9 protein-coding genes and 1 pseudogene are annotated in these 6,962 nt (G+C 63.7%); 4 read left to right on the top strand and 6 right to left on the bottom strand.

Annotation, left to right across the window (positions count from 1 at the left end; translation table 11 throughout):
* Positions 1-400 precede the first annotated feature (400 nt).
* Entirely contained in the window at positions 401-823 is a 423-nt protein-coding gene (locus AC1DLO_RS20695) for a hypothetical protein (RefSeq protein WP_476891505.1), read from the bottom strand.
* On the opposite strand from AC1DLO_RS20695, the gene AC1DLO_RS20690 reads away from it, so the two are divergent.
* Both AC1DLO_RS20690 and AC1DLO_RS20685 read left to right on the top strand, forming a co-directional pair.
* Complete coding sequence (locus tag AC1DLO_RS20690) at positions 806-1,246, top strand: hypothetical protein (protein WP_476891504.1); 441 nt, start codon at positions 806-808, stop codon at positions 1,244-1,246. The two genes, AC1DLO_RS20695 and AC1DLO_RS20690, sit on opposite strands and share 18 nt — an antisense overlap.
* The gene (locus AC1DLO_RS20685; protein WP_476891503.1) at positions 1,243-1,686 is read left to right on the top strand and encodes a cytotoxic translational repressor of toxin-antitoxin stability system; all 444 of its coding nucleotides are present in this window, start codon (positions 1,243-1,245) and stop codon (positions 1,684-1,686) included. Before AC1DLO_RS20690 ends, AC1DLO_RS20685 begins: the two co-directional genes overlap by 4 nt.
* A 639-nt stretch (positions 1,687-2,325) precedes the next feature.
* On the opposite strand, the gene AC1DLO_RS20680 is transcribed toward AC1DLO_RS20685, so the two are convergent.
* The gene (locus AC1DLO_RS20680) at positions 2,326-3,444 is read right to left on the bottom strand and encodes an alanine racemase (RefSeq protein WP_476891502.1); all 1,119 of its coding nucleotides are present in this window, start codon (positions 3,442-3,444) and stop codon (positions 2,326-2,328) included.
* 226 nt (positions 3,445-3,670) lie between these two features.
* Here AC1DLO_RS20680 and AC1DLO_RS20675 point away from each other — a divergent pair, with 226 nt between their 5' ends.
* Together AC1DLO_RS20675 and AC1DLO_RS20670 are read left to right on the top strand one after the other, a co-directional pair.
* Positions 3,671-3,976 (top strand): hypothetical protein, encoded by a 306-nt coding sequence (locus tag AC1DLO_RS20675; protein ID WP_476891501.1) that lies wholly within the window; start codon positions 3,671-3,673, stop codon positions 3,974-3,976.
* Positions 3,977-4,000: 24 nt separating this feature from the next.
* Positions 4,001-4,462 carry a GyrI-like domain-containing protein gene (locus tag AC1DLO_RS20670; RefSeq protein ID WP_476891500.1) on the top strand — a complete coding sequence of 154 codons (462 nt, stop codon included), beginning with the start codon at positions 4,001-4,003 and terminating at the stop codon, positions 4,460-4,462.
* A gap of 202 nt (positions 4,463-4,664) precedes the next feature.
* Here AC1DLO_RS20670 and AC1DLO_RS20665 read toward each other — a convergent pair.
* The 4 genes and pseudogenes from AC1DLO_RS20665 to AC1DLO_RS20650 all read right to left on the bottom strand — a co-directional run.
* Positions 4,665-5,054: pseudogene (locus AC1DLO_RS20665) on the bottom strand (alpha/beta fold hydrolase); the annotation flags it as partial.
* A 277-nt stretch (positions 5,055-5,331) separates the two neighbouring features.
* On the bottom strand, positions 5,332-5,541 hold the full coding sequence (locus AC1DLO_RS20660) for a hypothetical protein (protein WP_476891499.1): 210 nt from the start codon (positions 5,539-5,541) through the stop codon (positions 5,332-5,334).
* Between the two features lie 333 nt (positions 5,542-5,874).
* Positions 5,875-6,222: a DUF6510 family protein gene (locus AC1DLO_RS20655; protein ID WP_476891498.1), complete on the bottom strand. Its 348-nt coding sequence runs from the start codon at positions 6,220-6,222 to the stop codon at positions 5,875-5,877.
* On the bottom strand, positions 6,219-6,956 hold the full coding sequence (locus AC1DLO_RS20650) for an FAD-binding oxidoreductase (protein ID WP_476891497.1): 738 nt from the start codon (positions 6,954-6,956) through the stop codon (positions 6,219-6,221). The genes AC1DLO_RS20655 and AC1DLO_RS20650 overlap by 4 nt, the downstream gene beginning before the upstream one ends.
* Positions 6,957-6,962 lie beyond the last annotated feature (6 nt).

The raw sequence follows: 6,962 nt of genomic DNA, 5'->3' as shown, positions 1-6,962 counted from the left end.
CAACCGCTCCGCAAGCTCCTTCTGATCGATGATCTCTCCCGTCACAGGATCGATCATCACCCCTGTCATTGCGGTCGTGGACTCTGACACGGCCGTCTCCTTTCGGATCAGGCCGGACCTCACACACCGTTATTCAGACAGTCCCTCGGACGATGGTCAGCAGGCGCAGGGAGCGCTTGTGGCCGCCGGCCAATAGGACGCGAAAAATCATCCGTTCCGCTACAAAGCAGCCGCCCGGACCAGACGGGGCCCCACTGCAAGGTCACGCGGCTCCGGAGACACCGGACCCTGGTCCGGGGTGGGTGTTCATGTCGAGGGTGAATCGTCTGTAGGGGTTGATATGAATCCAGAACAACGGCGTCAGACCCCTGCGGTCTACTGGCTCGAGCAATCCATTGAACTACTCGGAAGCGCGGACGAAACGGGGCGGATGCGGTCGGGTGTTCTCCAGCGCGCTGGGGGTGTGCCAGACCGTGATTCCCTCGGCGCCGATGAGTCCGAGAGAATCCCCGACGTTGACGGTAGACATTCCGGGAGGGTGGGGGACCCCCGATAGTCCCTCCAGAATGACGGCGTCGTGGGTGCCGGTCAGCGCCAGGACGGCAGTTTGGGTGTCGAAGGTGACCGAACCTGCGAAGAGAGCGTAGATGCTCTGTCGGGCCTTTGCATGCACCTCGACGGCAAGAGCGACGTTGATCGGTTCCAGTTCGCTTCCCGGGTAAGGCGGGCTCCCAGTGACGACCACGGAACGGAAAGCGACGTAGACGTACTTGACGTACTTGATGTACGTGCGGATGATTGATATATGAGCACCCCCGCACATGAGACAGTCGGTGGACACGTCTACGGGTTTACCCAAGCACGGGATTCGTTGAAGACGATCCTCGATGCCAGCGAGCGGGGGGGGCTGTCCACGATACGGCGGCCCGGCCGGGCCACGGCCGCCGTCGTCAACGGAGAGAGCTTGCGTCGGTATCTGGAACTGACGGTCGTCGCCAATGTCCAGGTCGTGAATGAGGACGGAGCATGGGCTGTCTTCATGCCGGGGCGGCCTTTTGCCGCTGAGGCCACGGACCTGGCTGAAGCCTTGGCGGACTTCGTCGATGCTTTGCGGGACTACGCGGAGGATTGGGAGGACCATTTGCACGCGGCGCCCAATCATCGCGAGAACTGGGCCTTGGTTCAGCTCATTGATCTGTGCACGGATCAGCAGTTGACCGCCTGGCTCACCGGCTCGGTGGCATGAGCGTCCGACGCGTGGGCGGACGGGACGACCATGAGAAGTTCTGTCTAACCGAGCGCTGGGAGCTGGTGACGAATGCCCGCGGGAAACCAGTGCGCCATCACGCGACCTACCGGTTGAGTCTGCAAGATGGACGGATCTTGCGGACCCGGATTTCGCGCCCGGTGGATCGCACCACGTATTCGAGTTCGATCTGGAACCATATCCTCCAAGATCAGCTCGAGGTCGGTGAGAATGAGTTTTGGGCATGCGTCGATGACGGGACACTGCCGGCCCGCGGAATGGCAGCCCCTCACGCTTCGGCTATTCCCCTGGCGCTGATCTGGCAACTCACCCACAGCGTTGGAATGGATGAGCGAGATGTTGCCCGGATGACGAAAGAGCAGGCCGTTCAGGCGATCAACGATTACTGGATGTCGCAAGGGGCCGGTCAGGACAACTGATACGTTTGGCCCGGTCGGTCGGACAGGGTTTCACCTGCTGTAGCGGGACATTCGTCTCAATCAAATCCGTACCCGGCATGTTTTCTGGACTTCCCAGTGTTTGCAGGGCCTGGAACCCGGTTCGAGTCCCACCTCGGGCACAGTGTTTCCGCCATCCCTTTGACTCCGGGTCCTGGAAGTAGCGCACGGACCGGAACCGGTGCTCATCGATACCCAGCATTCTTGGGCTCAGCTGATCACATCCGGAAGGGTGAGGAAGCAGGCTACGTTCAACGCGACCCGGACAATCCACCAGGACACCCCGAACGCGGCAGCAGTCTCATCCCAGTGGGGTACGCGATGGAGTCAGGTTTACTGGACCCAGAAGCTCAAAGTCAGTACTTTGAGCAAAACCCTGAAACCTGGCTCAAATCCGTTATTGACGAGGATCGGGCGACATCGAAAGCCTGAAGAACGCAAGGGACATATCGCGGCCATCACAACAGCCTTGGCTATGACGACGTGGTGCAGCGGTGAATGATCGTCGTGCGGAACGGCGAAAAGTCCCTTGTCTGGGAACGCGGACGGCGTGGGCCACACGTGCTCACTCGTCCCTCGCCTAGACGCACGCTTCCGGATGTCTGCCGCTTGGGGCACGGTTTAGAACACTGGTCGCCAGGTCTCGACGGCGTCGTCGCTGACTGCGACGACCTCGCGCCAGCGGTCGAACAGCGAGCAGGGGTGGGAGATGCCCAGGTCCACGATGTCGCCGACCTGCAGGTCATCGGAGTCGTCCACGATGGCGTGGTGGTCGAAGAGTCGGGTCAGCGTGGCGCCTGCGCCGGCAGACAGGAGCGCCCCGTTACGGTACCTGGAAACGATCACCGGCAGGCCGGCGTCGTACGCCAACTCGCGCTTGCCCGCGTTCAGGACCACGCGCCCGGCTTCCGGGGCAGAGATGACCAGCGCCCGCACCACGGCCGCGGCGGTGAGGCCGGGGACCGGGGAGACGCTTTGGTAGGTGCCGTGGTCGTGCACGACGTAGCAGCCTGAACGGAGCACGTTGACGGAGGCGTTGTGCGGCAGGAACGCGGCCGCGCGGTCCTGGAATGCAGAGCCGCCGTTGCTGAAGACCGGTAGCTCCACCTCGAAAGCGGGGTGCAGTTCATCGAAAATGTCGCGTGCCAGGCGGCAGTGTGAATCGATCCCGGCCAGGTTTTCATCCGTCCGGGTGTTCGGTGCCACGCCCGAGTAGGCGCTGACGCCGGCCAGCAGGAGGCCGCTGGCGGCATGGATTTCCGCGGCCAGGGGCCCCGCCTCGGCCGCGCTGCGGATCCCGGTGCGGCCGCCGGGGGTACCGACGTCGATCAGGACGTTCAGCGGCCGGGGCGAGTCCTCGAATACCTCGGCCATGGCCCGGATGCCCGCCGCCGAATCGGCCAGGCAGTAGATCTCCAGCTCCCGGGAGGCCGCCAGCCAGGCACGCAGCTGCTCAAGGTGGCCGCGGAACAGCACCTCGTTCGCGATGAGGATCCGGGTGGCACCCCACTCGATGGCGTGGGCGGCCTGCGCGGTGGTCGCGACGGTCACGCCCCAGGAGCCGGGCAACTGCCGGCGGACGATCTCGCCCGTCATGGTGGTCTTGATGTGCGGGGCCAGCACCATGCCGTGCTCCCGTGTCCAGGCCTCTTTGATCCCGATATTGCGCTCGACGGCGGCAACGTCCAGGAGCATCTGCGGGAAGGTGTGGAGCGGGAGGGCAGGGTCAAGGTGCGGCATGCGGTGCGATTCTTTCAGGACCGTTCGGGAAGCTGGATACCCGGAAATCCTATCCGGGTTCAGTAACTAGAGAACCCTCGACAGGTCGCGACGAATGACAAGTGGTGACCACTCGGGCGGTTGCGGCGCGGAGTGACTACGCTCTCTTCCACGTGTCAGACCGCTCAAGCGCATCGTCGTGCGGCTGGCTGCCACGAGCTGAGTTCAGGCCATAGGAGGTCAAATCATGTCCGTCATCATTGCAACCAAAGTTTCCGGTGACACGAGCGTTTTCACCAAGTCGCTCGAGGAGCGCGCGGACGAATACCGCCAGTGGGGCGAGCGCGGCCGGGCTGCGGGCGCGATCCACCATCAGTTCGCGGTCGGGGACGGGTTTGTCCTCGTGGTCGACGAATGGGAATCGACAGAGGCATTCCAGAAATTCTTCGGTGATCCCGAGATCCAGGCGTTCATCGGCTCGGTCGGCGGCGATCCTAAGGTAGCCCCTGAAGTCACCGTGGGGGAATCCGTCGACTCTGCGGACAAGTACTAGCTGAGGATCCAGGCCGATCCCGGCATGTCGGTCCCTGTCAGCGTCCAGACTGTTCGTCCGCGCATGGTGGCCGCCGTCCGGCGTGAGATCGCGCCGGACGAAGTTGGCTCGGCATGGGGGCCTGCGGTGGGCCTGGTCTGGGACTTCATTCGCAGTCAGCCGGGTCTGTGGACGGACGGCCACAACATCTTCATTTACCACCATCCGAACGAACCCCGTGCGCCCCTTCTGTGCGACTTCGGCGTCGAAGTCACGCGCACCTTTGAAACGGCGGGCGAGGTATACGCGACTGAAACGCCGGCGGGCCAGGCTGCCATAGCGGTCCACCGTGGGCCATACCACCGCATGGACGAGGCATACAAGGCGATCGAGAAGTGGATGGCTGCGAATCATAGGGAGTCTGCCGGGCACTCTTGGGAGATCTACGGAGATCCGACACCCGATCCGGCAGACACTGAAACGACAATCGTGCACCTGTTGAAGTAGATGTCAGAGGGCGCAAGCGGCGGGGACGCGTCGTTCCTCCTGACGGGGACGCCCGCGACACTTCACTAAGACCACAGTTCGTCGAGCAGTCGTTGCACTTTGTCGCACAGCTCGATGTGGGCAAAGTGGCCGCACTGCGGGATTGTCGCCAGCCGGGCGTGGGGGACCGTGGCAGCCAACCGGGCCAGATCAGCCTCGGGCGTGAACATGTCGCAGTCGCCGCGGATCGCCAGCACCGGGCAGCGGATGCCGCGCCACCGGCTGAAATCGTAGTGGGCGGCGGCCCTGGCGGCAGCGGAGAAGCTGGCCGGCCGGGCATCGTCGCCCGGTTCGCGGAACACCGCCGATGAAATGACTGCGGTTTCGGCCAAGCTGCGGCCATGTGCAAGGCCAGGAAGCCTCCCATGGAGTGGCCCACCAGGTTCCACCGCCGGTAGCCGAGCGCGTTCAGCACCCCGACGACGGCGAGCGCTATCGCCTCGATGCTGGGCTGTTCCAGCCGGGCACACTTTGTGGATTCGCCCCAGCCCGGCAGGTCAATCAGGGCCCGGTCTTGGGCAGGTGCCCCGGACAGCGGTGCCCCGGAAAGCAGTGCCTGGAAAGTGGTCCAGGATCCCGCTGCGCCGTGGAGGTAGATGTCCGGGGTGCCGGACGCCGCACTCGGTCCCCGGTACCCTGCTCGACATGCACCGCGCAGGGACCCAGCTCCGTGGGAAGGACTTGCCGCCGCAACGTGGGGGCGATTTTCTGCTGAACACTCATGGTCACCTTTGCTCCCGCTCTCTAAGACGGGTTCGTAGCCGCAGAGGTAACGGATGGGATTAGTCGATTCCGGCGTCGGAGTCCAAAAAGCCAGCAGGCAGGGGAATTCAGGGGGTGAGGGGGCCTTGCAGAACGCGGACCGCGAGGTCTTTGTCGCCTTCGATGATCGCTGTTTCCAAGAGACTGGACCGGCCCCAGAGACCCAGGTACATCCCGTGCAGCGTGGCGGTAATCGAGACCTCGGCGGCCCCTTGGCCGACCTTCCAGCTGTGGGCCCCGGGTACCTGGAAGGTCACTGCCCCTTCCGGTTGGGGCATCGGCGGATCTTGGTTCGAAGACGGGGCGGGTGGCCACGCCAACCATGCCCCGGGTCCACCCATTCCACACGGACAGGCTGCACATAGGAAGTAGGCTTACTAAGGTGGGAGTATGTCGGACTTAAACGACTGACGACTCCCCGGTTGCTCTCGACTGCGGCGCGCCGCGTCGAAGGCAGCAAAAAAGATCTGCCCGAGCAAGGCTAATGTGCAGCACCCCGGGGGCCGGGGGCCGGGGGTCCTTTCGGGTTCCACCAACGCGGCCCCTCGCCGTCGCGGGCGAATCCTTACGGGTCCGGAAAGGGGGCGCTGGGACAGGTGGATCGGATTACTTTAGCCCTCGCGATCGATTTGCAGATAGCTGAGTCCGCTCACATCGAGCCAGTACCGCGCGGGCGTCTCCACGAGGCGCAGCAGCACGCCCTCGCAGGAAGCGCAGCGCACAACGACTCCCGGCGCGTCCACGTACACCATCGTTTCCGCGAAGACGCGGACGGCGCCGCAATGCCTGCACTGTCCGATCGCGGCGACGATATCGAAGCGGAAGAGTTCCCACAGCAGTCCTGCCACCGCGTTTCCGTCCAGGTGGGCTATCGCATTGCCTGCAATTCCAGCGATGTCCTGATCCTCGAGGCCCGGATCCTTAGCGCCCGGAGAATCGGAGCCGTTGTTGCCACTCACCGGGTTCCTCCTGTTCCGCCGAAGCGCTCGGTCTTGATCGACGCGGCGGGATATCCCGCCTGCACCAGCCATTCCGCGACCGTTTCCACAAATACCGTTTGGCCGCAGATAAAGATGTCCGGGGCGGGGTCCTTCGGCAAGATGTTGGCCAGCAGGGGTTCTGCCGTGAGCCGTTGCGGGGCAGTCGGCCAACCCTTTGGCACCTTGCGAGTGTAGACGTAGTCGATGATGAGCTTGCGGGATTCCTGACCCAAGGTTTGGAGTTCTTCCCGATAGAACCCCGCCTCGGGTGACTTGAGCGAATAGAGCAGCCGGAACTGCGCCGGATTTTCCGATGCGTGGTGTGCGCGGATCATGGACATGAGCGGCACGATGCCGGATCCTCCGGCAATGAGCTGAACGGGGTTTGTGTCCGTCGGTTTCCAAACGAACCAGCCACCCACCGGCCCTCGGATCTCCAACTGGTCCCCGACCGCCAGCTCCCGGACCAAATAAGGGGAGACTTCTCCGTTGACCAATTCGTCAACGGTGATCTCCAAGGTTTCGTCCATACCTGCCCTCGCCACGGAGTATGAGCGCACGGCCGTGTAACCGTCGTCGGCAGTGAGGCGGATGTCGATGTGCTGTCCGGCGAGCTTGCCGTTCAGCCCGTTCACCCGCAGCCCTATGGTTCTGGCGCTTTCCGTTTCGGGCATGCTGCTGACGACGTCGGCCACGCGCCATAGCGTGCTCATCCGGCG

Source organism: Arthrobacter sp. 01T419 (assembly GCF_056398865.1).
Note: the sequence above shows the minus strand (reverse complement) of the source record. Positions and strands in the feature narration are given on the sequence as shown.